This is a genomic window from Acinetobacter sp. YH12227, assembly GCF_013417785.1.
Classification (GTDB): domain Bacteria; phylum Pseudomonadota; class Gammaproteobacteria; order Pseudomonadales; family Moraxellaceae; genus Acinetobacter; species Acinetobacter gandensis.
The window spans coordinates 1-2,374 of record NZ_VPDH01000149.1 but is presented as its reverse complement, the minus strand read 5'-3'; the positions used below and the strand labels follow the sequence as shown (position 1 = coordinate 2,374).

At 38.5% G+C, this 2,374-nt stretch carries 1 protein-coding gene; it reads left to right on the top strand.

Translation table 11 applies throughout. The annotated features are described in order from the left end of the window. Nucleotides 1-907 precede the first annotated feature (907 nt). A protein-coding gene (locus FTV09_RS17450) for an IS3 family transposase (RefSeq protein ID WP_180058984.1) occupies nucleotides 908-1,998 on the top strand; the annotation gives its coding sequence in 2 pieces (ribosomal slippage) (nucleotides 908-1,160 and nucleotides 1,160-1,998; 1,092 coding nt in all). The last annotated feature ends 376 nt before the right edge of the window (nucleotides 1,999-2,374 follow it).

The window sequence follows — 2,374 nt, the reverse complement described above, 5'->3', positions numbered from 1 at the left end:
TTCAAATGGCTATTCTACGTTTGATTGGTTTTGGAAAAAAAGAAGAATTTAAGAAAGTGCTAGCAATTTTAAGAAAGAAAAAGCCTGATAGGACAAGGATCCTATGAAATTTGTCGTGTACAGAGTTTAGATTTATAAAAAGTTATGGATGGTTATAGTTCAAATTATGATGAGTCTAGTAGGCTAGCTGTTATCAATTATTAATGACTTTGGTGTTTTTCACATAGCTTTAAAAAGTTAAATATTTACCTCTTCCTTGTGCAGCAGTGCTGTTCATCTACTAAATGGAGAGGTAAGTAACAATCCATAACGGCATTAAATTAGCAATGGAAGCGCCTTCTCCCACTGGGAGAAGGCGGGGGTAGAGGGAAACTTAAAAAATTAAATCAGATCAGGATAAAATTTCTCAAATCCCTCATTCACCGCTTCACCTCGCAGCAAATAGCCTTTCGGTTGTATATAAATATAAATTTTTCGTGCAGGTTGTTCATGCCAACCGATGTTAAATGCACAAAGTTTTGGGAAAAATTGTAGATGGTTATAGTTCAGATTATCATGAAACTAATATAGGAGTTTATTGTAAAAAATAAAGATTAGCGAAAAATAAAATAGTTCTGAATTAAATTGATAAACGTATATGCACTTTGTTGTAAAATTAAAAATTAATTAAAAATTTAATATTAAGGGGGTAATAGTGTTTTTTGGTAATAGAGGTAAGAATAGTAAAACAGCATTGTATTTCGGCGCACCTGAAGCAGAAGCAGAATCATTACCAAGCTCTAGAGTTGCACTATCAGATGTCTATGAAGATCATCACGATCTTCATCATGAGTTAGGGTAATCCCCCCTAAAAATAATAGGATCTAAAAGTAGAATTTTCTCTTAAGATACGAGCAGGAGATTCTGCATGAAAACATCTAAATTTACTGACAGTCAGATCATGTCCATCTTGAAACAGGCTGAATCTGGCATACCTGTAGCGACCCTTTGCCGTGAACACGGCATGAGTAATGCTACCTTTTATAAATGGCGTGCCAAATATGGTGGTATGGATACATCATTAATGGCTCGACTGAAAGAGCTAGAAGCCGAAAATACCAGACTTAAAAAGATGTATGCGGAAGAGCGATTAAAGGCCGAAATCATCCAGGAAGCGATGGCAAAAAAGTGGTAAAGCCATCTTGCCGGCGTAAGATGGCACAACAGGCAGTTGCCCAGCATGCCATTAGTATTCGTTTGGCTTGTAAAGCATTTGGCATTAGTGAAACCTGCTACCGCTATCAAGCCAAACTCAGCGATGACAATGCACTCATTGCTGAACAGCTCATTGAACTCACTGAGGAAAATTCCGATTGGGGCTTTGGTTTGTGCTTCTCGTATTTACGGCATGTTGAGAGTTGCTGCTGGAATCACAAGCGGGTTTACCGCATTTACTGTGAGTTGGCACTGAATCTGCGTATTAAACCGAGAAGAAGACTAAAACGGCATGCGCCTGAACCATTGAAAGAACCAATCCGAGAAAATCAGGTTTGGTCATTAGATTTTATGCATGATCAGCTTTCCGATGGTCGCAAGTTTCGATTATTGAATGTGATTGATGATTACCGCCGCGAAGGCCTAGCCATTGAAGCAGGGTTCTCATTGCCCACAATCAGGGTTATTCGTACGTTGAATCAATTGCTGGAGTGGAGAGAAAAACCGTTAGTGATCCGATGCGATAATGGTCCCGAATTTATCAGTCACGAATTTGTGCGCTGGGCTACTGAGCACGGTATTCGTATTGAATATATTCAACCGGGTAAGCCACAGCAGAATGCGTATATTGAACGCTATAATCGGACCATACGTTATAGTTGGCTGAGCAAGCATTTATTTGATACTTTGGATGAAGTACAAGATTATGCAACAAACTCTTGCGTAGCAGTGCTACTCAGGCATTACAACCATGAAAGACCACATCAAGCTAACAAAGGAAAGCCACCTCTAATGGCTGCTTAACCTCTACTTTTAACTTCGCTTATTTATGGGAGGATTACCTTAGCTAGTGAAAAATTTATTGTTGTGGGCAGAAAGGGAGCAGGTAAAAGTGCTTTTGCTGAATATACATATTTATTATCCCAAAGTGAACCTAATATTTTTTGCAGTTTTATAAGACAAGATGTTATTAGTTTAGAAAAATTAGTACAGCTTGGAACGGAATCACAGAGCGTAGTTTCTAAGGAGCAATTATTTAAGTGGCTAATTTACACGGCTTTGTTGCACAAACCTATCTGTAAAGGCTTTTTCAGCGATATAATTTTCAAATGAAGAAGCCTGCACACAAAATCTACCGCACAACCAATTGGCCCGCATATAACCGAGCACTTATGAGTCG